General features: G+C 65.1%; 21 protein-coding genes and 1 other RNA gene. 8 read left to right on the top strand and 14 right to left on the bottom strand.

Going from position 1 to position 24,701, the window contains the following annotated elements; translation table 11 throughout:
- Positions 1-57: 57 nt before the first annotated feature.
- The 3 genes from rnpB (at position 58) to CH296_RS20430 (ending at position 2,175) form a co-directional block, all read left to right on the top strand.
- Positions 58-499: RNase P RNA component class A (rnpB, locus tag CH296_RS20420), an RNA gene on the top strand.
- 60 nt (positions 500-559) lie between these two features.
- The gene (locus CH296_RS20425; protein ID WP_045194843.1) at positions 560-742 is read left to right on the top strand and encodes a hypothetical protein; all 183 of its coding nucleotides are present in this window, start codon (positions 560-562) and stop codon (positions 740-742) included.
- A 2-nt stretch (positions 743-744) separates the two neighbouring features.
- Positions 745-2,175 carry an RNB domain-containing ribonuclease gene (locus tag CH296_RS20430; protein ID WP_094685647.1) on the top strand — a complete coding sequence of 477 codons (1,431 nt, stop codon included), beginning with the start codon at positions 745-747 and terminating at the stop codon, positions 2,173-2,175.
- Here CH296_RS20430 and pip read toward each other — a convergent pair.
- From pip to CH296_RS20450, 4 genes are all read right to left on the bottom strand, one after another.
- The gene (pip, locus tag CH296_RS20435; RefSeq protein ID WP_094685648.1) at positions 2,165-3,121 is read right to left on the bottom strand and encodes a prolyl aminopeptidase; all 957 of its coding nucleotides are present in this window, start codon (positions 3,119-3,121) and stop codon (positions 2,165-2,167) included. The two genes, CH296_RS20430 and pip, sit on opposite strands and share 11 nt — an antisense overlap.
- A 1-nt stretch (position 3,122) precedes the next feature.
- Entirely contained in the window at positions 3,123-3,572 is a 450-nt protein-coding gene (locus tag CH296_RS20440; RefSeq protein ID WP_045194848.1) for a hypothetical protein, read from the bottom strand.
- Between the two features lie 41 nt (positions 3,573-3,613).
- Positions 3,614-4,465: a 3-methyl-2-oxobutanoate hydroxymethyltransferase gene (gene panB / locus CH296_RS20445; RefSeq protein ID WP_094631656.1), complete on the bottom strand. Its 852-nt coding sequence runs from the start codon at positions 4,463-4,465 to the stop codon at positions 3,614-3,616.
- Positions 4,466-4,583: 118 nt separating this feature from the next.
- On the bottom strand, positions 4,584-6,314 hold the full coding sequence (locus CH296_RS20450) for an NAD+ synthase (RefSeq protein ID WP_094685713.1): 1,731 nt from the start codon (positions 6,312-6,314) through the stop codon (positions 4,584-4,586).
- Between the two features lie 80 nt (positions 6,315-6,394).
- Between CH296_RS20450 and CH296_RS20455 the strand changes: the two genes are divergently transcribed.
- The 3 genes from CH296_RS20455 (at position 6,395) to CH296_RS20465 (ending at position 12,581) form a co-directional block, all read left to right on the top strand.
- A complete protein-coding gene (locus tag CH296_RS20455; protein WP_094685649.1) occupies positions 6,395-7,963 on the top strand; it encodes an alpha/beta hydrolase in 1,569 nt (522 codons plus the stop codon).
- Between the two features lie 102 nt (positions 7,964-8,065).
- Positions 8,066-9,406: a type I glutamate--ammonia ligase gene (gene glnA, locus CH296_RS20460; RefSeq protein WP_032379097.1), complete on the top strand. Its 1,341-nt coding sequence runs from the start codon at positions 8,066-8,068 to the stop codon at positions 9,404-9,406.
- A 127-nt stretch (positions 9,407-9,533) separates the two neighbouring features.
- Positions 9,534-12,581, top strand: a complete 3,048-nt coding sequence (locus tag CH296_RS20465) for a bifunctional [glutamine synthetase] adenylyltransferase/[glutamine synthetase]-adenylyl-L-tyrosine phosphorylase (protein ID WP_032394433.1) — start codon at positions 9,534-9,536, stop codon at positions 12,579-12,581.
- A 3-nt stretch (positions 12,582-12,584) separates the two neighbouring features.
- On the opposite strand, the gene CH296_RS20470 is transcribed toward CH296_RS20465, so the two are convergent.
- The 5 genes from CH296_RS20470 to glnA (CH296_RS20490) form a co-directional block, all read right to left on the bottom strand.
- Positions 12,585-13,568 carry a glycine betaine ABC transporter substrate-binding protein gene (locus tag CH296_RS20470; RefSeq protein WP_045194853.1) on the bottom strand — a complete coding sequence of 328 codons (984 nt, stop codon included), beginning with the start codon at positions 13,566-13,568 and terminating at the stop codon, positions 12,585-12,587.
- Positions 13,568-14,353: an ABC transporter permease gene (locus CH296_RS20475; protein ID WP_032394432.1), complete on the bottom strand. Its 786-nt coding sequence runs from the start codon at positions 14,351-14,353 to the stop codon at positions 13,568-13,570. Before CH296_RS20475 ends, CH296_RS20470 begins: the two co-directional genes overlap by 1 nt.
- Entirely contained in the window at positions 14,350-15,546 is a 1,197-nt protein-coding gene (locus CH296_RS20480; protein ID WP_032394431.1) for an ABC transporter ATP-binding protein, read from the bottom strand. Before CH296_RS20480 ends, CH296_RS20475 begins: the two co-directional genes overlap by 4 nt.
- Positions 15,539-16,189 (bottom strand): ABC transporter permease, encoded by a 651-nt coding sequence (locus CH296_RS20485; RefSeq protein WP_032394430.1) that lies wholly within the window; start codon positions 16,187-16,189, stop codon positions 15,539-15,541. The genes CH296_RS20480 and CH296_RS20485 overlap by 8 nt, the downstream gene beginning before the upstream one ends.
- Positions 16,190-16,365: 176 nt before the next feature.
- Positions 16,366-17,802, bottom strand: coding sequence for a type I glutamate--ammonia ligase (gene glnA / locus CH296_RS20490; RefSeq protein ID WP_032368128.1), 1,437 nt, complete (start codon positions 17,800-17,802; stop codon positions 16,366-16,368).
- A 167-nt stretch (positions 17,803-17,969) separates the two neighbouring features.
- On the opposite strand from glnA (CH296_RS20490), the gene CH296_RS20495 reads away from it, so the two are divergent.
- Positions 17,970-18,434, top strand: a complete 465-nt coding sequence (locus tag CH296_RS20495; RefSeq protein ID WP_032394429.1) for an RDD family protein — start codon at positions 17,970-17,972, stop codon at positions 18,432-18,434.
- Between the two features lie 39 nt (positions 18,435-18,473).
- On the opposite strand, the gene CH296_RS20500 is transcribed toward CH296_RS20495, so the two are convergent.
- The 5 genes from CH296_RS20500 to sucB all read right to left on the bottom strand — a co-directional run bounded on the left by CH296_RS20500 (position 18,474) and on the right by sucB (position 23,937).
- Positions 18,474-19,229, bottom strand: coding sequence for a DUF4191 domain-containing protein (locus tag CH296_RS20500; protein WP_032394428.1), 756 nt, complete (start codon positions 19,227-19,229; stop codon positions 18,474-18,476).
- Between the two features lie 61 nt (positions 19,230-19,290).
- Complete coding sequence (gene lipA, locus CH296_RS20505; protein ID WP_176459221.1) at positions 19,291-20,304, bottom strand: lipoyl synthase; 1,014 nt, start codon at positions 20,302-20,304, stop codon at positions 19,291-19,293.
- A gap of 10 nt (positions 20,305-20,314) precedes the next feature.
- Positions 20,315-21,100, bottom strand: coding sequence for a lipoyl(octanoyl) transferase LipB (gene lipB, locus CH296_RS20510; RefSeq protein WP_094685650.1), 786 nt, complete (start codon positions 21,098-21,100; stop codon positions 20,315-20,317).
- Between the two features lie 21 nt (positions 21,101-21,121).
- On the bottom strand, positions 21,122-22,012 hold the full coding sequence (locus tag CH296_RS20515) for a TIGR01777 family oxidoreductase (protein ID WP_032394425.1): 891 nt from the start codon (positions 22,010-22,012) through the stop codon (positions 21,122-21,124).
- A 149-nt stretch (positions 22,013-22,161) separates the two neighbouring features.
- Entirely contained in the window at positions 22,162-23,937 is a 1,776-nt protein-coding gene (gene sucB / locus CH296_RS20520) for a 2-oxoglutarate dehydrogenase, E2 component, dihydrolipoamide succinyltransferase (protein WP_094685651.1), read from the bottom strand.
- Between the two features lie 377 nt (positions 23,938-24,314).
- Here sucB and CH296_RS20525 point away from each other — a divergent pair, with 377 nt between their 5' ends.
- Positions 24,315-24,656, top strand: a complete 342-nt coding sequence (locus CH296_RS20525) for a hypothetical protein (protein WP_032394423.1) — start codon at positions 24,315-24,317, stop codon at positions 24,654-24,656.
- Positions 24,657-24,701 lie beyond the last annotated feature (45 nt).

A 24,701-nucleotide genomic window follows, 5' to 3' on the forward strand; every position in this document is an offset into this window, starting at 1 on the left:
AACTGTAGTTCGGTTTCCGGCGACCGCGGAGCGCCGAGTAGAGTACGCAACCGCGAACGAGTTGGCCGGACGGCTGCGGCTCGAAGGACGGGCGGACGAGTGTCGTCGCGCTTCGAGCCGAGGAAAGTCCGGACTCCACAGAGCAGGGCGGTTGTTAACGGCAACCCGAGGTGACTCGCGGGACAGTGCCACAGAAAACAGACCGCCTGCGGATCGATTCTTCGGAATCGAACGGCAGGTCAGGGTGAAACGGTGCGGTAAGAGCGCACCAGCATCCCAGGTGACTGGGATGGCTAGGTAAACCCCGCCCGGAGCAAGGTCGAAGGCTGCACCCCGAAAGTGGTGCAGCTGCGCAGGTGCTCGAGGGCTGCTCGCCCGAGCCTGCGGGTGGACTGCTCGAGGTACCCGGCAACGGTGTGCCCAGATGGATGGTCGTCGACGTCGGACCCGCGAAAGCAGGAACGGCAGACAGGATCCGGCTTACAGGCCGACTCGTTCGCACTCACTATTTCTTCCGCAGTTCTCCTGCGGTGTCGCTCCATGGGGCACACTGGAAGTCATGACCGACGACGACACCTCCTGGTACTACGACATCAGCACCAAGCAGGTCGTACAGGGCAAGCAGACCAATGCCCTCGACCGCATGGGCCCGTATCCGGACAAGGCCACCGCGGAGCAGGCGCTGAAGATCGCCGCGGCGCGCAACAAGGCCGCCGATTCCGACGACGACTGGAACAACTGACGGTGCTGCTCACCCGGCTGAGGGCCCCGGGCTTCGACTTCGAGGCCATCAGATCCGAGTTCGCACTGAACGAAGCGTTCGACGCAGACGTGATGCGCGAGGCGGTCGAAGTCCGAGACCTGCACGCCGACAGGAGAATCGACCGCACCGACATCCCGTTCATCACCATCGACCCGCCCGGCTCGAAGGACCTCGACCAAGCCGTACACATCGAGAAGACGTCCAACGGATTGGTGGTGCACTACGCGATCGCCGACGTGGGCGCACTGGTGACGCCCGGGGGAGCGCTCGACACCGAAACCCGTCGACGCGGTCAGACGTTCTACCTTCCCGACGGATCCGTACCGTTGCATCCGCGAGAGCTGTCGGAGGGCTCGGGCAGCCTGCTCGAGGGACAGACGCGTTGCGCCGCGCTGTGGACCATCGAACTCGACGACGTCGGCGAGGCGGCCGCGTGGACCGTCACCCGCGCGCTCGTTCGATCGACCGCCCGGCTCGATTACGCCGCAGTGCAGGCCGATGTGGACGCGGGGACACCGCATCCGTCCATCGCAGCGTTGGCCGAATTCGGGAGACAGCGCGCAGCTGCAGCGAGACGGCGCGGAGCCGTCGACATCACCCTGCCCGAGCAGGAAGTGGTGCCGGACGGGCGAGGCTGGCGCATCGTCCTGCAACCACGCACCGCAGTGGACGGGTGGAACGCCGAAATATCGCTGCTGACGGGAATGTGCGCCGCCAGAATCATGCTCGACGCCGGAATCGGTATCGTGCGCACCCTCCCGCCTGCCTCGTCCGAATCCGTGGACACACTGAAGAAGACGGCAGCAGCCCTCGGGATCGACTGGCCCGCAGGCGCATCCGCCGGGTCTGTGCTGGCGGGTCTGCCCACCGACGAGCCGTCGACACTGGCGATGATGACCCAGGCGACCGGTTTGCTGCGCGGTGCGGACTACCTCGCGTTCGACCGCACGACGAACCCTGTGGACAGTGATACATCGGTCGAGCATTCGGGAATCGGCGCGCCGTACGCGCACGTGACGGCACCACTGCGGCGGCTGTCCGATCGCTTCGCCACCGAGGTGTGCCTGGCCGTCGTGGCCGAAGTGCCGGTACCGGACTGGGCGGCGCAGGCGCTGCCGGAGTTGCCCGCCATCATGCGCGGATCGGATTCCGCGGCGTCGAAGGTGGACCGCGCTTGCATCGACCTCACCGAGGCGCACGTACTGAAAAACAGAGTGGGCGAGCATTTCTCGGCCGTCGTGCTGCGCGGTGCCGAGGGGAAGCGGGACGCCGAGGTGTTGGTGTCGCAGCCGATAGTTCTCGGCAAGTGCGACGGAGAACCGCCCGCAGGGGAGTCGGTGAAGGTCCGGTTGACCCGGGCCGACACCGACTCGCGCACAGTCCGGTTCGACTACCCGGCCGTCACTGCCTGAAACGATCCGTCGCCTCGACGAGGTGATGCACGATGCCGGGTTCGGCTGCAGAGTGCCCGGCGTCGTCGACGATCACCAGATCTGCCGAGGGCCAGGCCTTGTGCAGCGCCCACGCGCTCGTCGCCGGGCACACGACGTCGTAGCGGCCCTGCACGATGACACCCGGAATGCCGTCGAGCAAGTGGGCATCACGTAGCAGTTGATTCTCTTCGAGAAAGCAGTTGTTACGGAAGTAGTGGTTCTCGATACCGGCAAATGCCAGGGCGAACCGCGGGTCCGAGTTGTCTTGCACTGCATCCGATTTCGGCAACAGGTAACTCGTCGCCGCCTCCCAGGTGGACCACGCCACCGCGGCTTTCGTAGCGGCCTCGCGGTCGTCGGACGTCAACTGCCGGTGGTATGCCTCGACGAGATTGCCGCCGCGCTCGTCCTCCGGAACAGGTTCGAGAAACTTCTCCCACAGATCGGGGAAGATGTGGCCTGCCCCGCCGCCGTAGTACCAGTCGATCTCCGACGGCCGCACCAGGAAAATCCCCCGCAGAATCAGTCCTCGCACGCGATCCCGGTGCGACTGTGCGTACGCCAGCGACAGCGTCGAGCCCCAGGAACCGCCGAACACCAACCACGCGTCGATGCTCAGATGTTCCCGCAGCTTCTCCATGTCCGAGATCAGCCGGTCGGTGCTGTTGACCGACAGATCGGCGCCGTCGGCGATGTGCGGGGTCGACTGCCCGCAGCCCCGCTGATCGAACAACACGATTCGATAGGCCTGCGGGTCGAAATACCGCCGTTGCAACGGATTGGTGGCCCCGCCGGGACCGCCGTGTACGAATACCACCGGAGCGCCGACGGGATTACCGGAGACTTCCCAGTAGATCTGCTGTCCGTCGCCGACATCGAGGTGTCCGGTGTCGACAGGATCGATCTCGGGGTACAGAGAACGCATCCTAGAAGCCCACCAGACCGGATGCGAGGTCCGGAATGTCCAGCGAGCGGATGGCTTCGTCCCGCACGTCCGAGCACGTCTCTGTCGTGATGTCGTCGACGATCGCTCGGTTCTGCACCACCTGCAGGTTGATGACGCCGCTCTGCGCCGCCCAGGTCTGCACCAGTATGTTGAGCCCGCCCCGGCCGAGCGTCGGCCCCTGGACGCGCCAATTGGACAGCTGCGCCTCGAGATCGGTGCACAGCTGTTGCTTCTGGGCATCGGTGATCACTGCTTCCGCCGGCGGTGCGGTGACCGTGGTGGTCGGCACGACAGTCGTCGTCGTCGACGACGAACCGGTGTTGGTCGTATCCGTGCTGCACGCACCGATCAGCGTGAGGAGCGCAGCCGCGCCGACTACTGCGACTGCGCTTCTCCGTGCCTCGAAGGTCGAACCTCGTCTGAGTTTCATGGTCCGAGTGTGCCATCCGCACCCGACGGAGACGGTAACGATCAGTAGCTGTGTTCGGGCCCGGGGAAGACACCCGACCGCACCTCGGACAGGTACGTCGTTGCCGCGGTCCGCAAGGAATCGCCGACGTCGGCGAACTTCTTCACGAACTTGGCGGTCTTACCGTTGGTGTATCCGGCCATGTCCTGCCACACCAGAACCTGCGCGTCGCATTCGTTGCCCGCACCGATGCCGACCGTGGGAATGGTCAGCTTGCGGGTGACCTGGCCGGCGATGTCGGCGGGAACCATCTCCATGACGACGGCGAATGCTCCCGCTTCCTGGACTGCGATGGCGTCGGCCACCAGCTGCTCGGACGCGTCTCCGCGACCCTGAACGCGGAAGCCACCGAGGGTGTTGACACTCTGCGGGGTGAAGCCGACGTGGGCCATCACCGGGATGCCCGCGGCAGTGATCGCGGCGATCTGAGCGGCCACGCGCTCGCCGCCTTCGAGCTTGACTGCGCCCGCGAGACCTTCTTTCATGAACCGGACAGCGGTTTCCAGTGCCTGCTGCGGCGAGGCCTCATAGGTGCCGAAGGGCAGATCTGCGACGACGAGGGCGTGCGGTGCGCCGCGGACCACCCCGCGGACCAGCGGAAGGAGCTCGTCGACGGTGATCGGCACGGTGGTGTCGTAGCCGTAGACGACGTTTGCCGCCGAGTCGCCGACGAGGAGAACCGGAACTCCGGCTTCCTCGAAGATGCGGGCGCTGGAGTAGTCGTAGGCGGTGAGCATTCCCCAGCGCTCACCGTCGGCCTTCATCTGCAGAAGGTGGTGGGTGCGGGTCTTGCGGGTCAGCGCGGTGGAGGGTGCTTCCTGAGCGGATCCGCCGTACACAGCAGTTTCGGACATCTTTGTCCCTTTCTGGTCCTCGAGGCCCGCTCGGCGGGTCCCCGGGATGGGGTGTGATGACGTGGGCAAGTCTGCCACTGCTCACGACCTGCCGGACCGCTACCGGCAGTGCAATTCGTCACACCCCGCCGCGCGCCGCGTAGTCCCGCCAGCCGTTGGTGATCGGCATGCGGCGGTCACGTCCGAACGCACGAGAGGTGACCTTGGTGCCGATCGGATACTGACGCCGCTTGTACTCCGACGCGTCGACCTTGCGCAGGATGTCCGCGACCACCGCGGCCTCGAATCCGGCCGCCACGATGTCCTCGAAGCCCTGGTCGTGGTCGACGTACCTGAACAGGATGGCGTCGAGCTCGTCGTAATCGGGCAACGAGTCGGTGTCGAGTTGCCCCGGCCTGAGCTCTGCGGACGGCGGCTTGTCGATGCTCGACTCGGGGATCGGAGGAATGTCCCCACGGTCGGCCGCGGACTTGTTTCGCCACCGCGCCAGATCCCACACGAGCGACTTCGGCACGTCCTTGATCGGCGCGAAGCCGCCGACGGCATCCCCGTAGATCGTCGAATAGCCAACGGCCAGTTCGGATTTGTTGCCGGTGGCCAACACCAGATGGCCGAAGTTGTTCGACAGTGCCATCAGCACCATGCCCCGGCACCGCGCCTGGATGTTCTCCTCGGCGAGCCCGGTCAGATGCAGCTGGTCGACGTAGCGGGCGACCATGTCGGCAATCGGCTCGACGCGGAAATGAACACCCGTGCGCGACGCGAAATCCTCTGCGTCGGTGCGAGAGTGAGTCGACGAGTACGTCGAGGGCATCGACACTGCGTGTACCGCATCGTGGCCCAGGGCGTCGACGGCGATCGCGGCGACCACCGCCGAATCGATACCGCCGGACAATCCGAGAGCCACCGAACGAAAACCGTTCTTGTGCACGTAGTCTCGTAGACCCGTCACCAGTGCGCCCCACACCTGTTCCTCGGTGCTCACGATCTCTGCGAGGAACGGCTCGGCTCGCTGCCAGCCGGTGACCGCCACGTCGGGGAGCGTGACCCGATCGATGGTCCAGCCGGGTACCTCGGCGGCATCCGGATGTGGTGCCGTCGGAGCATCGACGTCGACGATCAGCAGATGCTCGACGAATTGCGGGGAGCGGCCCCAGGTGGAGCCGTCCGGACCGACGACGAAACTCGCCCCGTCGAACACCAACTCGTCCTGGCCGCCGACGACGTTGACATAGGCGATCGGAGCGCCGATCTCGGTGGCCCGTCGCAGGGCGATGGAGCGACGCACCTCGTCCTTCCCCTGCTCGAAGGGGCTGGCGTTGAGGCAGAGCAGCATGTCCACCCCGGCCGCGGCATAGGCGGGCACGGACCCGCCCGGTTGCCAGATGTCCTCGCAGACAACGACGCCGAGCCGCAGGCCGTTCACCGTCGTGATGCTCAGGCCGGATCCCGGAGCGAAGTAGCGTGCCTCGTCGAACACTCGGTAGGTGGGGAGCGAGTGCTTGTCGTACCGAGTCGTCACCCGTCCGTCGGTGATCACTGCCGCGCTGTTCCGCGAGCCCTCGGCGTCGCGATCGAGGTAGCCGACCACGACGATGCGATCGCCACACCCGGCAGCGTCGAGGGCTGTCGCCAACTCGGTGAGGCAGTGCGCCGACGCTGCGGCGAACGACGGTCGCAGAGCCAGATCCTCGACGGGGTATCCCGTCAGCGCCATCTCGGGAAACACCACCACGTTGGCACCGTCGTGAGCTGCGCGGACCGTCCACTCGACGATCGCTGCGGAATTCGCTGCAAGATCGCCGACCACGGAGTTGATCTGGGCGAGGGCGAGTCGAAGTGCCTGCACGGCGTCCACGCTAGTGCTCGCACGACGTCCCCGCCGGGCAGCGGGAGCGGAGGGTCCGAAAGACCTGGCACGATCGTGCCATGAGAACGCGCACCAGGAGCACGGCCGTGGCACTGTCCACGGTCGCCGTGTTGGCCGTCGGCTGCTCCACGTCCGAGCCGACAGCCACTCCCGAGAACTCCGGTGCGTCGGACAGCTCCTCATCGGCATCCGCCGTCGGCCCGATCCCCTCGGGGCTCGAAACGTTCTACACCCAAACGCTGGAGTGGGAAAGCTGCGACCGGTACAACACCGACGGCAGCGAACTGGGAAGTGCCGTCGAATGCGCGATGGTGACCGTGCCGTTGGACTACGCCGACCCCGAGGGCAGGACGATCGAGGTCGCCATCTCACGGACGAAGGCGACGGGCGAGAAGATCGGATCGGTACTGATGAACCCGGGCGGGCCCGGATCCTCGGGCCTCTACCTCGCCGGGCAGGCCGAAGGCACCGCCGTCGCCGATCGCTTCGACCGCATCGGCTTCGACCCACGCGGGATCGGAGCATCCGAGCCGGAGGTCCGTTGTCTGACGTCCGAGGAGGTCGACCAGGAGCGTCGCGAACCCGATGTGGACGTCAGCCCCGAAGGCATCGCGGCGACCGAGACCGAACATCGGGACTACGCCGCGCAGTGTGTGGAGCGGACCGGGGCGGACGTGCTCGAGCACGTCGGCACCCGCGAGGTGGTGCGGGACATGGACGTCATCCGCGCAGTTCTGGGCGACGAGAAGCTGACCTACATCGGGTACTCCTACGGCACGCGAATCGGGACCGCGTACGCCGAGGAGTTCCCGTCGAACGTGCGCGCGATGGTGCTCGACGGTGCTCTCGATCCCGACCAGTCACCCGTCGACGAGGCCGTTGCCCAAGGGGCGGCATTCCAGACCGCGTTCGACGCTTTCGCCGCGGACTGCGCACAGACCGAGACCTGCCCGCTCGGAACCGACCCGGCGCAGGCCGTCGCGCAGTTCCGGTCCCTGGTGGACCCACTGATCGACCGACCCGCCGACACGACCGATCCCCGTGGCCTCAGCTACGACGACGCGATCACCGGAGCCCAGCAAGCGCTGTATTCACAGCAGCTGTGGCGTCTGCTCCGGGCCGGGTTGAACGAATTGCGCGATGGTCGGGGCGACACGCTGCTCCGGCTCGCCGACACCTACTCCGGCAGGCTCGAGGACGGTAGCTACACCAACATCGACGACGCATTCAATGCGGTGCGTTGCGTCGACGGCCCACCGACCACCGATCGCGCAGCGGCCGACGAGGCGGACGCCCGGTTCCGTGCCGCCGCGCCGTACCTGGACGACGGTCGGGCGACGGGCAGCGCGCCATTGGACCTGTGCGCCTTCTGGCCGGTGCCGAACACGAGTGATCCGCACATCGTCGACGTCGAGGGACTGCCGACGCTGGTGGTCGTCTCGACGACCAACGATCCGGCCACGCCCTACCAGGCAGGTGTCGAGCTGGCGGCGCAGCTGCGCGCGGATCTGGTGACGTACGACGGAACGCAGCACACGGTCGCCTTCTCCGGCGTCGACTGCATCGACGAGCCTTTGGTGAACTACCTCGTCGAGCTGGTGCCGCCGGAGGACGGACTGCGGTGTTGACGTGCTAGCTCACGTCCCGCGAAGTGCGCAGAGAGTTTCACGAAGTGAGACCGAATTCACGATGTAACACAGATTTAACTCCGTTTGCTTACTCTCGCGTTCATGGATCGTCAAAAGGAATTCGTGCTCCGGACCCTCGAAGAGCGCGACATTCGTTTCGTCCGCCTCTGGTTCACCGACGTTCTCGGGTACCTCAAGTCGGTGGCCATCGCCCCCGCCGAGCTCGAAGGGGCTTTCGACGAGGGGATCGGTTTCGACGGTAGCGCCATCGAAGGATTCGCCCGCGTGTCCGAGGCCGACACCGTGGCCAAGCCCGATCCGTCGACGTTCCAGATTCTGCCGTGGTCCACCAGCAAGGGGCACCAGCACTCGGCGCGGATGTTCTGCGACATCGCCATGCCCGACGGCTCGCCGTCCTGGGCCGACTCACGCCACGTGCTGCGTCGCCAGCTCAGCAAGGCCGCGGACCTGGGATTCAGCTGCTACGTGCACCCCGAGATCGAATTCTTCCTGCTCAAGGACGCTCCGCAGGACGGCTCACCGCCGACCCCGGCCGACAACGGCGGCTACTTCGATCAGGCCGTACACGACTCGGCCCCGAACTTCCGCAGGCACGCCATCGACGCGCTCGAGTCGATGGGTATCTCGGTCGAGTTCAGCCACCACGAGGCCGCACCGGGCCAGCAGGAGATCGACCTCCGCTACGCCGACGCACTGTCGATGGCCGACAACATCATGACCTTCCGCTACGTGGTCAAGGAAGTCGCTATCGAAGAAGGCGTGCGCGCGACGTTCATGCCCAAGCCGTTCAGCGATCAGGCCGGCTCGGCGATGCACACGCACATGAGCCTGTTCGAGGGCGACGCCAACGCCTTCCACAACCCGGACGACCCGATGCAGCTCTCGGAGACCGGCAAGTCCTTCATCGCAGGCATCCTCGAACACGCCAACGAGATCAGCGCCGTGACCAACCAGTGGGTCAACTCCTACAAGCGGCTCGTGCGCGGCGGCGAGGCACCGACGGCGGCGTCGTGGGGACCGGCGAACCGCTCGGCACTGATCCGCGTGCCGATGTACACCCCGAACAAGGCATCCTCACGCCGAGTCGAGATCCGCAGCCCTGATTCGGCCTGCAACCCGTACCTCGCCTTCGCGGTTCTGCTGGCCGCAGGTCTGCGTGGAATCGAGAAGGGCTACACCCTGCCGCCCGAGGCCGAGGAAGACGTGTGGGCACTGACCTCCGCGGAACGTCGCGCCATGGGATACAAGGAATTGCCGGGCAATCTCGATCAGGCACTGAACGCGATGGAAGGCTCCGAACTGGTCGCCGAGGCACTGGGCGAGCACGTCTTCGACTTCTTCCTCCGCAACAAGCGTCGCGAGTGGGAGGAATACCGCAGCCACGTCACGCCGTACGAGTTGAAGGCCTACCTGGGTCTTTAACAGCACGGCGTCGTCATGGGCTACGTTCTAGTCGATCGTGAATGGTAGTTCCGATGCCGGCGCGGGCACCCTCGCGTCGCATTACTGACGACGGGGTAAAACTGTGGCACGCCGAGGTGGATTCTAGATGGTGCGTCCTCCTACTTCCAGATCCGTCGTTCCCGGACCGGGTCGACTCGGCCTGGTCGAAGAGACTGCGCCGTCCGATCTGCGCACTCTCGGTTGGACGGACGAGGACAGTCTCGAGCTGCTCTGGTCGCTCTCGCGTGCGCCCAATGCCGATCTCGCGCTCCGCACCCTCGTGCGGTTGTACGAGTTGCTCGGTTCCGGTTGGTCGGAGTTCGACACGGCGCTGCGCACGGACAAGGGATTCCGCGGGCGCATCCTCGGACTCGTCGGTGCCTCGAGTGCGCTCGCCGATCACCTCGTGGCCGACGACAGCACGTGGCGTCTGCTGCTGACCAAGGAAGGTCAGGGCACCGGGGTCTCGGCGAAGATCGAACTCCCCAGCAAGGCGACACTGGTCGCGGAACTCCTCGAGGTGGTCGGGGCAGAGCCCGAGACCGGACCCAATGCCGCGCCCGACCTGTACCGGGCGTCGATCACCGGACCGCCAGCCGTGATCGCCCTGCGCAAGAAGTACCGCGACCAGATCATGGTCCTGGCGGCGTACGACCTCGCCGCAACCGTCGAGAACGAACCCGTCCTGCCGTACACGGTGGTCGGATCGCAACTGTCCGACATGGCCGATGCAGCGCTCACTGCGGCACTCGCCGTCGCCGTCGCCACCGTGTGCCCCGACGCCCCGTGCCCCACGCGCTTGGCCGTCGTCGCGATGGGCAAATGCGGTGCGCGCGAACTCAATTACGTCTCCGACGTCGATGTCGTGTTCGTCGCCGAGCCTGCCGACTCGCAGGCGAGTCGCATCGCCGGCGAGATGATGCGCATCGGATCCTCGGCCTTCTTCGAGGTCGACGCGGCGCTGCGTCCCGAGGGCAAGCGCGGCGAGTTGGTCCGCACCCTCGACTCGCACGTGGCCTACTACAAGCGCTGGGCCAAGACCTGGGAGTTCCAGGCGTTGCTCAAAGCACGCCCGATGACCGGCGACATCGCGCTCGGCAACGATTACGTCGACGCGGTCAACCCGATGGTGTGGTTGGCCAGCCAGCGCGAGGACTTCGTGCCCGAGGTGCGCGCGATGCGGCGTCGAGTCGAGGAGATGGTGCCGCCGGAGCTCCGCGAGCGCGAGATCAAACTCGGCCGCGGAAGCCTGCGGGATGTCGAATTCGCGGTCCAGCTCCTGCAATTGGTGCACGGTCGAACCGACGAGTCGCTGCGCGTACTCGGCACGACCGACGCACTGACCGCACTCACCGAGGGCGGCTACGTCGGCCGCGACGACGCCGCGAATCTGACGGCCTCCTACGAGTTTCTTCGGCTGATCGAGCACCGCCTGCAGCTGCAGCGAATGCGACGCACGCACACCCTGCCTCCACAGGACGACGAGGAAGCCCTGCGGTGGCTGGCTCGTTCGGCGCACATGCGACCGGACGGCAACCGCGACTCCCTCGGGGTGCTGAACGCCGAGATCAAGCGCAACGCACAACGCATCAGACGGTTGCACGCCAAGCTCTTCTACCGGCCGCTGTTGGACTCGGTGGTCAAGTTCGACTCGGAGACAGTGCGGTTGACGCCGGACGCCGCGACGCGTCAGCTCGCAGCGCTCGGCTACGCGACTCCGCAGAACGCATTGGGCCACCTACGTGCGCTGGTCGGCTCGGGTACCCGCCGCGGTCAGATCCAGGCCGTGTTGCTGCCGACCCTGCTCGAATGGCTTGCCGACACACCCGATCCCGACGCCGGACTGCTCAACTACCGCAGGCTGTCGGAATCGGCGGGGGAGCAGACGTGGTTCCTGCGGGTGCTGCGCGACGAAGGCGCAGTGGCTCAGCGGCTCATGATCGTGCTCGGCTCCTCGGCGTACGTGCCGGATCTGCTGATCAAGGCCCCCGAGGTCATTCGGTTGTTCGCGGACGGACCCACCGGCCCTCGGCTGCTCGACGTCGAGCCGGAGGAGACGTACCGCGCGATCCTGTCGTCCTCGGCCAGATATGAGGACCCGGTTCGAGCGATCAACGCCGCCAGGGCGCTGCGACGCCACGAACTGGCCCGGGTGGCCTCGGCCGACATTCTCGGCATGCTCGACGTACCTCAGGTGTGCCGCGCGCTGTCCTCGGTCTGGGCCGCAGTGATCAACGCAGCGCTCGCCGCTGCAGTGCGAGCCAGCGAGAAGGAACGCGGAGAACCTGCACCGGCAACTCTCGCCGTCATCGGTATGGGACGCTTGGGCGGCGGTGAGCTCGGCTACGGCAGCGACGCAGACGTGCTGTTCGTCTGCGAACCGGTGGACGGCGTCGACGAGACCGTTGCGGTCAAGTGGGCCAACACCATTGCCGACCGCATCCGCAAACTGCTCGGCGCGCCCAGCACCGATCCGCCGCTCGAGGTCGACACCGGTCTGCGGCCGGAAGGCCGCAACGGCCCGGTGGTGCGCACCCTGGCGTCCTACGCCGCGTACTACTCGCAGTGGGCTCAGGCATGGGAAGTGCAGGCTCTCCTGCGCGCACACCAAGTGGCCGGCGACCAGGATCTCGGCATCCGATTCCTGCTGATGGCCGACAAGGTGCGCTACCCCGAGGGCGGTGTGTCCGCCGATGCGGTCCGCGAGATTCGACGCATCAAGGCGCGCATCGATTCCGAGCGTCTGCCCAAGGGGGCCGACCCATCCACCCACACCAAGCTCGGACGTGGGGGACTGGCAGACATCGAGTGGACCGTTCAGCTGATTCAGCTCAGGTACGCGCACAAGGTCCTCGCGCTGCACAACACCTCGACCCTGCAGTCACTCGACGCCATCGGTGCGGCCGAGCTCATGAGCGAAACCGACGTCGAACTGCTCAGGGAAGCCTGGATCCTGGCGACGAAGGCACGCAACGCGCTGGTGCTGGTCCGCGGCAAGCCCACCGATCAGCTGCCGCGACCGGGAGCTGTGCTCTCCGCAGTCGCGCAGGTGGCGGGCTGGGAGAACGGTGACGCCGGAGCATTCCTCGACAACTACCTGCGCGTGACACGTCGAGCGAAGGCAGTGGTGGAGCGGACCTTCGGCGGAAGCTAGTCGCTAGTCGCTGCCGACGGTGACGAACCCCTGCTGAACCATCCAGTCCCGTGCGACGTCCGCGGGCTCGCGGCCGTCGATGTCGACCTGCTTGTTCAACTCGGAAATGGCCTCGTTGGTCAGCGCCGCCGAGATCGGGGCGGTCACCTCGGCGATCTCGGGGTACTGATCGGCGACCTCCTGACGGATGATGACGGTCGCGTTGTAGCGCGGGAAGAACGACTTGTCGTCTTCGAGCACGGTCAGATTCAGTCCTTTGATTCGGCCGTCGGTGGTGAACACCTCGCCGAATCGGCACTGCGAACCGTCCGCTGTCGCCTGATAGATGACGCCGGTCTGCAGGATCTGCACCGGGATGGCGTTGGCGTCGAAACCGTAGGTGGCGGCGAGGCCGGGGAGCCCGTCCTGGCGACTGTTGAACTCGGTTTCGACGCACAGAGCGGCAGCGGCTGGATCGCGGTTCACCAGAGCGGCGTAATCCGAGAGCGTGCGTACGCCGGTCTCCTGTGCTACTTGCTGATTCATGGCCAGGGCGTACGTGTTGTCCATCGGCGCCGGATTGACCCAGTCGATACCGTTGGCCTTGTCGGCGTCACGCACTGCTTCGAACTGTTCGGTGGCATCGGGAATGGGTGTCTCGTTGCCCAGGTAGTTGATCCACCCGGTTCCGGTGTACTCGTAGGCAAGGTCGACCTGGCCGCTTTGCATGGCCAGCCGGACGCTCTGCGAGCCGACGATATTGGTGAGGTCCCGGACGTCGGCACCGGCTGCACTGAGAGCGAATTCGAGGATGTAGCCGAGGATGATCTGCTCGGTGAAGTCCTTCGATCCGACGGTGAACTCGGCACCCTCCAGCCCGGGGAGCGGAGTGATGCTGCCGGCCTCGACCGACAGCGGCATAGCGCCGCCGGACTGCAACCCGCACCCCGTCAGCGCGAGAGCAGTGGTGGCGCACAGCGCAGCGAGTCGTCGAGTGGTGCGTCGCATCAGCGGAGTCCTTTCGGTCCGAGGTAAGCCTCGGCGAGTGCGCCCAGCCAATCCACCAGCAGCGCGAGTGCGACCGCGAGAACGGCACCCACCACGAGAATGAGTGGCTGGTTGAGCTTGTAGCCGGTGTCGATCAGGACGCCGAGGCCACCCGCACCGACAAGGAAGCTCAGCGTCGCCGTGCCGACGGCGAGAACCAGAGAGGTACGCAGGCCTGCCAGTATGAACGGCACCGCAAGCGGAAACTCGATGCGGCGCAGAATTCCCATGTTCGACATGCCCTGACCACGAGCTGCATCGATGTAGGTCGGTTCGACGGTCTGGAAGCCCAACATCGTATTGCGCAGAACCGGGAGCAGCGAATAGAACGCGATAGGGAGCACGCCGGTCCAGAAGCCCGTTGCGCCCGTCCAGAGGAACAACAACACCAGAAGTCCGACGGCGGGCGCGGCCTGCCCGATGTTCGCGATACCGATGAACAGCGGCGCGGCCTTGCGATACCCGTTGCGAGTCAACAGAATTCCCAGCGGTACGGCGATGACGAGTACCAGCGTCGTAACCACGAAGGTGATCAGTACGTGCTCGAGAACCCGGGTGGAGATCGTGTTGATGTTGATCGTCTCGGCCTGTGTCGCGGTGAGATCTCGGGTCAACGCATAGACCAACAGAATTGCCACGATGAGCAGCACGACGGCCGGTTGGATGAGCAGACGAATTCGCTCTGCGCGTTTGGCTGCGCGCGCAACGTCCTTGGTCTCGTCGCCGGTATCGGCGAGGGTCGTCACGACGGTGTCCCGACGTCTGTGCGCGCCTCGTCGTGATCGTTGGCGTGCTGCGATCGCAGAGATTTGATGGTGTCGATCAGTACGTCGATCGTCACGGTGCCGACGTATTCGCCGCGATTACCGGTGACGGTGGCCGTCGCGTTGCCCTCGGAGAGCAGAGCTTCGAGTGCGTCCTGGAGGGTCGATTGCGTCGAGACCATCTCGCCCATCGGCACACCGACGTCGCGCAGGCTCCCGACTCCGACGAGGTGGCGTCGATCGGTCCACCGAAGCGGGCGCTTGCGCGAGTCGAGGATGATTCCCCACGCCTCGGGATCGGAGCCGAGTGCCGAGTTCATCGACTCCACCGAGTCGTCCTCGCCGAACACCGGCACATCGGACAACTCGATGTCGCGAACTCGCATCAGCGTCAGCTGCTTCAACGCGGCTCCGGCCCCGACGAATCCCGCGACGGTGTCGTCCGCGGGGTTGGCAAGGACGGCCTCGGGAGTGTCGTACTGGAGGATCGTGGACTGGTTCCCGAGTACCGCGATTCGGTCACCGAGCTTGACGGCCTCGTCGAAGTCGTGGGTCACGAAGACGATGGTCTTACCCAGCTCGGCTTGCAGGCGCATCAATTCGTCCTGCAACAGTCCTCGGGTGATCGGATCGACCGCGCCGAAGGGCTCGTCCATCAACAGCACCGGGGGATCGGCGGCCAGTGCGCGGGCGACGCCGACACGCTGCTGCTGGCCACCCGAGAGCTGACGCGGATAGCGCTCGCGATAGACCGCCGGATCGAGCCCGACGAGATCGAGCATCTCGTCGGTGCGATCGTTGATGCGTTTCTTGTCCCACCCGATGAGCCCGGGCACCATGCCGACGTTCTGCGCGATAGTCATGTGCGGAAACAGCCCGGCCTGCTGGATGGAATAACCGATGGTGCGGCGCAACTCGTTGGGGTCGATCGATAGCGCGTCCTTGCCACCGATGGTGATGCGGCCCGACGTCGGCTCGATGAGCCGGTTGATCATGCGCATCGTCGTCGTCTTGCCGCAGCCCGAGGGCCCGACCAACACGACGACCTCGCCGGCCGGAATCGTCATGGACACGTTGTCCACGGCCGCGAGCTTCTGCCCCGGGTAGCTCTTGGTGACGTTCTCGAGCACGATTTCCGCGCCGGAGACGTTCGATGTACGGGTCGAGTCACTCACGAATACCCCTCGAGGTGGTCAGTTTGCCGATCAACACGTAGATCCCGTCGAGGATCAACGCCAGCAGGACGATCAGGACAGTGCCGGTGAGGGCCTGCGGTAGCGCAGTGGGGCTACCGACTCGAGCGAGACCGGAGAAGAGCAGATTGCCCAGGCCCGGTCCTTTGGCGTATGCGGCGATGGCGAGAATGCCCATGGCCATCTGAGTGCTGATGCGCATTCCGGTGAGAATGGACGGCCAGGCGAGTGGGATCTCGATGCGCCGAAGCACCAGGGTGCGGCTCATGCCGATTCCGCGGGCGGCGTCGGAGACGGCGGGATCGACGGCCGCCAGGCCCACCACGGTGTTGCGGATGATCGGCAGCAGGGAATAAAGGACCAACGCGGTCACCGTGGGTCGAACGCCCAATCCCATGATGGGGATGAGGACACCCAGCAGCGCGAACGAGGGGATGGTCAGGATGGTGCTCGCGAGAGCCGTCGCGATCGCCGATCCAGCGGGGCTGCGGTAGACGAGAACTCCTATCGCGACGCCGATGACCGTCGCTATGACGACGCACTGCACGACGGCCGAGACGTGCAGATAGGAGTCGATCGCCAACTGTCTTCGCCGTCCGACGATGAATTCCCACAGTGCATCCATGCAGTTGTCGTCCTCTGTTCGCCGTGAGCGGATAAATACCTTTACCCTCCGTGCCAACTATCAAACGCCGACCGGTCCGGATTTTTTGCCGATCTGCACGAGAATTCGGCGGCTAAGAACGCGAAACGCCCGGCCGAAAAGATTCGGCCGGGCGTTGTCGATGAGAAATCAGACGATCACACGTCGTAGTACAGCGAGAACTCGTACGGGTGCGGACGCAGGTTCACCGGAGCGATTTCCTGCTCACGCTTGAGCGAGATCCAGGTCTCGATCAGGTCGGTCGTGAACACGCCACCCTCGGTGAGGTAGTCGTGATCGGCCTCGAGGCGGTCGATGACCGCGTTCAGCGAGGTCGGTGCCTGAGGAATGTTCTTGGCTTCCTCGGGGGGCAACTCGTAGAGATCCTTGTCGACCGGTGCCATCGGCTCGATCTTGTTCTTGATTCCGTCCAGACCGGCCATCATCTGAGCGGCGAAGTTCAGGTACGGGTTACCCGAGGAGTCCGGCGCACGGAACTCGAGGCGCTTGGCCTTCGGGTTGTTGCCGGTGATCGGGATACGAACCGCGGCGGAGCGGTTGCGCTGGCTGTAGACCAAGTTGATGGGGGCTTCGTAGCCCGGCACCAGACGGTGGTACGAGTTGATCGTCGGGTTGGTGAACGCCAACAGTGACGGTGCGTGGTGCAGGATGCCGCCGATGTAGTGGCGCGCGAGATCCGACAGTCCGGCGTATCCGGCCTCGTCGTGGAAGAGAGGCTTGCCGTCCTTCCACAGCGACTGGTGCACGTGCATACCCGAGCCGTTGTCGCCGAAGAGCGGCTTCGGCATGAACGTTGCCGACTTGCCGTTCTGCCATGCGGTGTTCTTGACGATGTACTTGAACAGCTGCAGGTCGTCTGCCGCACGAAGCAGCGTGTTGAACTTGTAGTTGATCTCCTGCTGGCCGCCGGTGCCCACCTCGTGGTGCGCACGCTCGAGCTCGAAGCCGGCGTTCTGCAGGTTGGTGGAGATCTGGTCGCGCAGGTCGACGTAGTGGTCGTACGGAGCGACGGGGAAGTAGCCACCCTTGAAACGCACCTTGTACCCGAGGTTCGGGCTGCCGTCGGCCTCGGTCTCGGCTCCGGTGTTCCACCAACCCGAGGACGAATCGACCTCGTAGAACGCACCGTTCGCCTGCGAATCGAAGCGCACGGAATCGAAGATGTAGAACTCTGCCTCGGCACCGAAGTACGCGGTGTCTGCGATGCCGGTGCTGGCCAGGTACTCCTCGGCCTTACGGGCAACGTTGCGCGGGTCGCGGCTGTAGGCCTCACGCGTGAACGGATCGTGAACGAAGAAGTCGATGTTCAGCGTCTTGGCATTGCGGAAGGGATCGACCTGAGCGGTGGCGTAGTCCGGAAGCAGAATCATGTCGGACTCGTGGATCGACTGGAAGCCGCGGACCGACGAACCGTCGAACGCGAGGCCGTCCTCGAGCGTGTCTGCCGTGAACGCCTTGGCGGCGATCGAGAAGTGCTGCTGTGCACCCGGCAAATCCGTGAACCGGATGTCGACGTATTCGATTCCTTCATCTGCGATGAACTTGATGACCTCTTGGGCCGTGGAAAACGCCACGCTTTTGCTCCTTTGTTGAGTCCGTCAACCTGACGGTATGGACTTGGTGTTGCCCGCCCGTCAAGCTCGTGTTTCGCCCGTGTTACGCGTCCTGGCTCACGACTGGCACGGACAACAGTACGTCCAGGTGTTTTCCCGTGTGCCCGACCGCGCCTATCCTGGAAATCATGGCACGAATGACAGGGTCCTGGTTGTCCGGACCGGCCTCCGCGAACCCACGTGAACCCCAGAACTTCCGCGGGGAGGAGCTGGGCCTACCGCAGCAGGGTGTCGGCGCGTTGGCAGGTACCGGACGCCGGGTTCTCGCGTTGGTGCTCGATTGGACGATGGCCACCGGCGTGGCATCGCTCGTTCTCGGTGGATACACCACGAGCGGACTGATCTCGACGATCGTGCTGGCCGTGTGGTTCGGCGTCGGACTGGTGAGCGTCTCGCTGTTCTCGTTCACCCCGGGGCAATTCATCGCCGGTATCCAGGTGGCACGCATCGACGCACCCGCGCGGGTCGGCTTCGTGCGCGCGCTCGTTCGGCAGCTCATCCTGCTGTTCGTGGTGCCGGCCGTCGTCACCGACATGGACGGCCGGGGAATGCATGATCGTGCAACGGGAACAGCCCTGCTGCGAACCCGCTGAGGGTCTGCGCACCAGGGCTGTTCGAGCGGTCGTGAGTTGTCAGCGGCGCTTCATGGTCCGCTGAACGCCCTTCATCTTGGCTCCGCCGGGAATGGGTCCCTTCGGCATGGCAGGTCCACCCTTGGTGCCCAGAGCCGAGAGTCGCGACTCGATGGTGTCCATGCGCTTGCCGTCGATGTTCTTCGGCAACTTCGACAGGTACTTCTGCAGACCCGAGAGCGGAATCTGGTTCTCTTCGTTTCCGACGATGATGTCGTAGATCGGAGTGTCGCCCACCAGGCGGGCGGTCTTCTTCTTCTCCTGAGCCAACAGTGACTTCACGCGATGCGGTGCACCCTCGGCAACGAGAATGACACCGGGCTTGCCGATGACACGATGCACGGCGTCGAGGTGGGTGGTTCCGGCGATCGCATTGGTCACCCGCCACGACCCCTGCAGGTTGTCCAGCGCCCATGCAGCCGCGCCTGCCTGCCCGTCTGCCTTCTTGTACACCGACTTCTGCACACGGCGACCGAAGATGATGAACGCAACCAGGACGCCCAGGAGCAGTCCGATGGGGAGCAGGAACCACTGGAAACCGAAGGCCAGGCCGATGAGGAACCCGAGGAGTCCGAGCCCGACCACCGACCCGATCATCAGCGGAAGGAGTGCCTTGTCGTCCTTGCGCTGCATCTGAAACGCCTGCCAGAGCTGCTTGCGCCGTTCCCTCGATGCCTGCTTGCGCGCCGCTTTCGCAGCCGCCTTTGCTTCCTTGCTGGGCTTTGCTGCTTTGCCAGCCTTACTGCCGTTCGCCATACCTCACAGGATACGTGCTGTGCCGACGCTCACGTGCACCGCGCCGGGTTGGCAGAAAGGATCAGCGAGCCGCCAGACGCGCCATCAGCGAACTGGCCTCCTGAGAGGCTTCGCCACCGTCGGTCAGGTGACTCATGCTCTCGGGAAGTTCACGGCCGTGATGAGCCATGGCCTGCGCGTAGAGGCGTCCGGCGCGGTAGGAGGAGCGGACCAAGGGCCCGGCCAGCACACCCGCGAAACCGATTTCGGTTGCGTAATCGGAGTGCTCGACGAACTCCTCCGGCTTGACCCAACGCTCGACCGGATGGTGGCGCGGCGACGGGCGCAGGTACTGGGTGATGGTCAGGATGTCGCAACCGGCCTCGTGCAGGTCGCGAATGGCTTCCTGCACCTCTTCGGGCGTCTCACCCATGCCGAGGATCAGGTTGGACTTGGTGACAAGACCATCGTCGCGGGCCGCGGTGATGACGTCCATCGACCGCTGGTATCGGAACGCGGGACGGATGCGCTTGAAGATGCGCGGCACCGTCTCGACGTTGTGGGCCAGCACCTCGGGACGTGACGAGAACACCTCGGCCAACTGATCGGGCTTGGCGTTGAAATCCGGGATCAGAAGTTCGACGCCGGTGTTCGGATTGAGCTTCTTGATGTATCGAACCGTTTCGGCGTACAGCCACGCGCCGCCGTCCTCGAGATCGTCCCGAGCCACGCCGGTGATCGTGGAGTAGCGCAGACCCATGGCCTGCACGCTCTCGGCGACCCGGCGGGGCTCGTCACGATCGAGATCCTCCGGCTTGCCGGTGTCGATCTGACAGAAATCGCACCGGCGGGTGCATTGCTCACCGCCGATGAGGAAGGTCGCTTCGCGATCCTCCCAGCATTCGTAGATATTGGGGCAGCCGGCTTCCTCGCACACCGTGTGCAGACCTTCACGCTTCACAAGACCTTTGAGCTCGGTGTATTCCGGGCCCATCTTGGCTTTGGTCTTGATCCAGTTGGGTTTGCGTTCGATGGGGGTCTCCGCGTTTCGGATCTCGAGGCGGAGCAGCTTGCGTCCTTCTGGGGCCACAGTCACAGAAACGATGCTACGCGCCGAAGCGAACCGTGGTGAACTGCGGGTTGACAGACGCGCCGTTCGGCGACGGATGCTCGATCTCGTGATCCTGTACGGACAACGATCCGTCCAGCGCGGCAAGGACGGCCTCGGTGACCGCAGCGATGACCTCGCCTGTGCCGACCTCTCGGCCGAGCTCCAGCGACAGTGACGTCACACCGGCATCGGCGATGCCACACGGCACGATCGCGTCGAAACCGGTCATGGTCGCGTTGCAGTTCAGTGAGAAGCCGTGCAGGGTGACCCCGCGTTGCACGCGGACCCCGATCGCAGCGATCTTGCGTTCGGGCAGCCACGTTCCGTCGCGGGTCTCGGCGGCGAGCCATACCCCGGATCTACCGTCCACGCGGCCGCAGGAAATACCGTAGGCAGACACCACGGAGATCAGCGCCTCCTCGATGCGACGTACGTATCTGACGACGTCGATGGGCTGCGCCAGTTTGACGATGGGATAGCCCACCAATTGACCGGGGCCGTGCCAGGTGATCTTGCCGCCACGGTCCACCTCGACGACGGGCGTACCGTCTCGCGGCATGTCCTCCTCGGACGTGCGTCGACCCGCGGTGTACACCGACGGATGTTCGAGCAACAACAGGGTGTCGGACCCGATGTCGTCTGCCCGGGCACCGGCCAGTTCGCGCTGCAGTGCCCAGGCCTCGGTGTACTCGACGGTGCCCAACTCGCGCACCACGACCGGCTCGGTGCTCGCGCGCGCCGATACCGGAACCTGGACCGTGGGAGAGTTCGCGTCACTCATGAATCGAAACGGTACGCCGAGTCACTTTCCGACAGCTACCCGCAGTGCCTCCCCGATCGTGTTGTGCTCGAAGGCGTACCCGGCGTCCTCCAATGCCTTCGGGATCGCCCTCGGCCCGGTCAGGATCGCCTCCTCGGCGAACTCTCCGATCACGGCCTTCAACGCGAAGCCGGGCACAACCCATGGGGCCGGTCGATGTACCGCTCGCGACATCGCACTGTTGAACTGGGCGTTGGTCACCGGAGTGGGGCCGACCATGTTGACCGGTCCCCGGAGTGCGTCGTTCTCGATGCCGTGCACGATGGCCCCGATCTCGTCCTCCAACGAAATCCACGGGAAATACTGACGGCCGCTGCCCAACCGCCCGCCGAGGGCGAACAGGTACAGCGGTCGAAGCTTGCCCAGCATGCCGCCGCGCTGCGACAGCACCACACCGCTGCGCAGAAGGATGGTTCGGACACCGGCCTCCGACGCCTTCGACGTTGCGTTCTCCCAGTCGCGACAGACCTCGGCCAGAAATCCCTCACCGACCGGTGCGCTCTCGTCGACCACCCGGTCGCCGGTGTCGCCGTAGAAGTTGACGCCGCTGGCATTGATCAAGGTGGGGACCCCGGCGTCGGCCGCAGCCGCAGCGAGTACCTCGGTCGGGGCGATGCGACTGTCTCGTACCAACTGCTTGTATGCACCGGACCATCTCTTGTCGCCGATACCGACGCCGCAGAGGTTGACGATGGCGTCGGCACCGTCGAGCGTGGCCGCGTCGATGCTCCCGCGCGACGGATCCCACTGGGACTCGTCCGGTCCGGCAGGCGTGCGTCGAACGAGCCGGGTGACGTCGTGGCTACGACCCCGCAGTGCTGCGACGAGAGCGGTGCCGATCAATCCTGATGAACCTGCAATGACTACGCGCATGTGAACGAAAGCCTCCTTGACGCAAACGGGGCATCATTCGCGAACGAATGATGCCCCGGATGCACGGTTCGTGCCCCTCTTTTCGAGACTCCGATGCGAATGTTTCGCGCTCTCACCAGAATACGTGAGCGGCGCGATTCGCCGGTTGCCTACAGGCCGAGATCGGCCTCGAACGACGCAACTTCGAGACGCTGCTTGATCGTCGTGAGGAAGCGACCCGCATCGGCCCCGTCCACCAGACGGTGGTCGTACGTCAACGGCAGGTAGCACATCGAGCGAACACCGATCGACTCGTTGCCCGAGTCGTCCTTGACGACGACCGGACGCTTGACGATCGCTCCGGTGCCCAGCATGGCCGCCTGTGGCGGAACCAGGATCGGGGTGTCGAACAACGCGCCCTGGCTGCCGATGTTGGTGATGGTGAACGTTCCACCGGACAGCTCGTCGGGCTTGAGTCCACCCGAGCGTGCACGAGTGGCGATGTCGTTGATCGCCCGAGCCAGTCCGGCGAGCGACAGGTCGCCCGCATTGTGGATGACGGGGGAGAGCAGACCCTGCTCGGTGTCCACGGCGATACCGAGGTGGACGTCGGCGTGGTAGGTGATCTCCTTGGCGTCCTCGTTGATGCTCGCGTTGACGTTGGGGTGCGCCTTGAGAGCCTCGACGACGGCCTTGGCGAAGAACGGCAGGTACGTCAGGTTGACGCCCTCGTTCTCGGCGAACTTCGCCTTCGCCTTGGTACGTAGACCGGCGATCTTCGTCACGTCGACCTCGAAGGTCTGCGTCAGCTGTGCGGAAGTCTGCAGGGACTCACGCGTCTTCTTCGCGGTGATCTGACGAATCCGGTTGATCTTCTGCGTGGTTCCGCGAAGATGCGCGAGCTCGGGGCGAACACCAGCGGTCGCCGGGGCAGCGGGCTTCGATTCGGCGGCGGGCGCAGCAGCGGCGGCCGGAGCTGCCGGAGCCTTCTTGGCCTCGGCTGCGGCGAGCACGTCCTGCTTGCGGATGCGGCCACCGACACCGGTGCCCTTCACGGTCGACAGATCGACGTCGTTGTCCGACGCCAGCTTGCGCACCAGGGGAGTGACGTACGGGCTGGAATCACCCGACGGTGCCGACTCCTTGGCGGGAGCAGCCTTGGGCGCTTCCTGCTTGGGCTCAGGCTTCGGCTCGGCCTTCGGGGCTTCCTGCTTGGGAGCCTCCTTCTTCGGCTCTTCCTTCTTCGGCTCCTCGGCCTTCGGGGCCTCGAGCTCCGGGGTGGCCTCGGGCTCGGGGGCCTTCTCGGCGGGCGATCCCGAACCGATGACGGCGAGCTGGCCACCGACGGCGACCGTGTCGTCTTCCTCTGCGGAGATCTCGAGCAGAGTTCCGGCGACCGGAGACGGGATCTCGGTGTCGACCTTGTCCGTGGAGACCTCGAGCAGCGGCTCGTCGACAGCAACCTCGTCACCGACGGCCTTGAGCCATCGAGTCACGGCGCCTTCGGTGACGGACTCGCCCAGCTCGGGCATCATCACCGGCGTGCCGGATCCGGACGAGTCGGACGATGCACTCGCTGCGGGTGCCTCCTCCTCGGCCTGCGGCTCTGGTTCGGCAGCGGGAGTGGGCTCCTCGGCAGCTTCCTCGGGCGCAGATTCCTCGGCGGGCGCGGAGTCCTCGGCCGGTGCGTCGGACGAGGGGGCCTCGCCTGCGTCACCGATCTGGGCGAGCTCGCCACCGATCTCGACGGTGTCGTCTTCCTGAGCGACGATCTTGGTCAGAACACCGGCTGCAGGCGACGGGATCTCGGTATCGACCTTGTCCGTGGAGACTTCGAGCAATGGCTCGTCGACTTCGACGGTGTCGCCTTCTTGTTTGAGCCACCTCGTGACAGTTCCCTCGGTGACGCTCTCACCAAGAGCTGGCATCTGGACGGAGAAGGCCATGTCTGTTGACTCCTCGACAGTTGTGTGCGGGTGATGTAGTTCGACGACTCGTGGTCGCAGACCATTGTGCTGGCGGAACAGGGTTCATGGACGAGAGTTGCGTGATTCGGTTCGACGGGGGCGCCGGTGCACACGGCACCGATCGAGCGTGCTCGGCTCGACACAGCGCCCACGTAGACACTCCCTCTCGGCAATTCACTTACTCACTTCACGAGCCTTGGTTCACTATCAAGAGAGCTGAACCCTCTAATGTCATCCTTCCATTGTTATCGCCTCGCCGTTCCCCTAGGGCGTGCAACACGCCTGGCAAACTGGCGGGTAACAAAATTCCGGTACCAGAACCGGTGACCCATCGGCCGTACGAAAAGGATGTTCTCGTGGGATTGTTCGATCGACTCAAGCGAAGCGGTGGGGGCGCGAAACGGGCTCCGGAAGGGTCGGTTGCCCAGTACCTGGCCGATTGGACCGACGCGCGAATCGGTGTCGAGGCCTACGTCGAGCCGAAGACGACCGTGACCCCGCTGACCGTCGTACTGGTCGCGAACGACGGCGAATGGACCCGTCGGCCGCTCGATGAAAAATATGTACGAAAGATCGGATCCGACCTGAAGATCCCGGTGTACGACGTGCGCAAGACCGGCTACCCCCAGCGCATGCGCGATCACGACGCCCGCCAGAAGGTCATCAGGAAGCGCGAACAGCAGCAACGCGATCTCTGACCTGGCCCGTGCGTGCGGACGCCGAATCCGCACGCACGGACTCTC

It is taken from the genome of Rhodococcus sp. 14-2496-1d, assembly GCF_002259365.1.
GTDB lineage: Bacteria > Actinomycetota > Actinomycetes > Mycobacteriales > Mycobacteriaceae > Rhodococcoides.

What these genes read in the sequence shown, in the direction of transcription:
- CH296_RS20485 (WP_032394430.1), bottom strand. Translation starts at nt 16,189, where the DNA reads ATGGATGCACTGTGGGAATTCATCGTCGGACGGCGAAGACAGTTGGCG.
- CH296_RS20495 (WP_032394429.1), top strand. Translation starts at nt 17,970, where the DNA reads ATGGCACGAATGACAGGGTCCTGGTTGTCCGGACCGGCCTCCGCGAAC.
- CH296_RS20470 (WP_045194853.1), bottom strand. Translation starts at nt 13,568, where the DNA reads ATGCGACGCACCACTCGACGACTCGCTGCGCTGTGCGCCACCACTGCT.
- CH296_RS20500 (WP_032394428.1), bottom strand. Translation starts at nt 19,229, where the DNA reads ATGGCGAACGGCAGTAAGGCTGGCAAAGCAGCAAAGCCCAGCAAGGAA.
- CH296_RS20515 (WP_032394425.1), bottom strand. Translation starts at nt 22,012, where the DNA reads ATGCGCGTAGTCATTGCAGGTTCATCAGGATTGATCGGCACCGCTCTC.
- CH296_RS20455 (WP_094685649.1), top strand. Translation starts at nt 6,395, where the DNA reads ATGAGAACGCGCACCAGGAGCACGGCCGTGGCACTGTCCACGGTCGCC.
- CH296_RS20425 (WP_045194843.1), top strand. Translation starts at nt 560, where the DNA reads ATGACCGACGACGACACCTCCTGGTACTACGACATCAGCACCAAGCAG.
- sucB (WP_094685651.1), bottom strand. Translation starts at nt 23,937, where the DNA reads ATGGCCTTCTCCGTCCAGATGCCAGCTCTTGGTGAGAGCGTCACCGAG.
- CH296_RS20440 (WP_045194848.1), bottom strand. Translation starts at nt 3,572, where the DNA reads ATGAAACTCAGACGAGGTTCGACCTTCGAGGCACGGAGAAGCGCAGTC.
- CH296_RS20465 (WP_032394433.1), top strand. Translation starts at nt 9,534, where the DNA reads ATGGTGCGTCCTCCTACTTCCAGATCCGTCGTTCCCGGACCGGGTCGA.
- lipB (WP_094685650.1), bottom strand. Translation starts at nt 21,100, where the DNA reads ATGAGTGACGCGAACTCTCCCACGGTCCAGGTTCCGGTATCGGCGCGC.
- panB (WP_094631656.1), bottom strand. Translation starts at nt 4,465, where the DNA reads ATGTCCGAAACTGCTGTGTACGGCGGATCCGCTCAGGAAGCACCCTCC.
- pip (WP_094685648.1), bottom strand. Translation starts at nt 3,121, where the DNA reads ATGCGTTCTCTGTACCCCGAGATCGATCCTGTCGACACCGGACACCTC.
- glnA (WP_032379097.1), top strand. Translation starts at nt 8,066, where the DNA reads ATGGATCGTCAAAAGGAATTCGTGCTCCGGACCCTCGAAGAGCGCGAC.